Annotated in this window: 2 protein-coding genes; both read left to right on the top strand. The window is 44.7% G+C overall.

Going from position 1 to position 989, the window contains the following annotated elements; all coding sequences use genetic code 11:
• The coding region (locus A3762_RS08325; protein ID WP_231878771.1) for a uroporphyrinogen-III C-methyltransferase at positions 1 to 391 on the top strand (391 nt) is incomplete at its 5' end.
• Between the two features lie 171 nt (positions 392 to 562).
• The coding region (locus A3762_RS08320; RefSeq protein ID WP_068754912.1) for an ANTAR domain-containing response regulator at positions 563 to 989 on the top strand (427 nt) is incomplete at its 3' end.

Below are 989 nucleotides of genomic sequence, written 5' to 3'. Positions count from 1 at the left end.
TCCCTTAACACATCGCAGTTGTGCACAATCGGTTCGGTTTGTGACGGCACACATGAAAAGTGCTGAGACAGAACCCAATTGGGCATCATTGAGTGAAGGAGTATCAGGGCAATCGAAAAACGGAGAAACCTTAGTATTTTATATGGGGCTTCGTCGAATCGACTTAATTGCTCAGAGGCTTATTGAGCATGGGGTTTCTGCTTCGTTGCCTGTGGCAGTGATCGAAAACGCGACAACCTCTATGCAAAAGATCTGCATAGCCACGCTTTCTGATATCGCAGAGAAAGTTCGAGATCAAAAAATCTCTGGTCCTGCGATTACGATTGTTGGTGAAGTGGTGAACTTGCGTTATCCAGTGGAAAGAGAAGCTGTTGCTGTTGCGACCGCCTAACTTTGCTGCACTGTATTGGTGCGCGATTGTATGTGTACAAGTTTGACCGCACCAAAAATCAAGCACTTAGCGTGCATTTAATGCATGGTCTATTTTTTGCTGCCTGTTATGCACGTGAGCGAGCATCAAGACTCGTAGCGAGTAAGTTGTCCGTGACAAGAGTCCCAAGGTATGTCCTCAGAATTAAGTATTCTACTTATTGACGAAGACTTAGATCGTGCTAGTGAGGTGGTATCCGCCTTAGAAAAATCGCGATATAAAATTCGTCATATGGCGCAGCCAAACGCTACCTTACTGAAGGAAGTAGATGCCTGGCAGCCAGATATCATTGTGATTGATATCGAATCTCCTACTAGGGATATGCTTGAAAGTCTAAATATGATTTCAGCATATAACCCCAAGCCTGTTGTGATGTTTTCTGATGCAGAAGACGAAGATCTAATCAATGAATCCGTGAAATCTGGCGTAAGTGCGTACGTGGTGGGGGATACCGATACTAGTCGGTTAAGACCTATTCTTGATGCGGCCGTGGCCCGATTTAATGAATATCAAAGTCTCAAAGAAGAGCTGACTCAAACCAAGAATGAGTTAGAGGCGC

This window comes from Oleiphilus sp. HI0125 (assembly GCF_001635355.1).
Note: the sequence above shows the minus strand (reverse complement) of the source record. Positions and strands in the feature narration are given on the sequence as shown.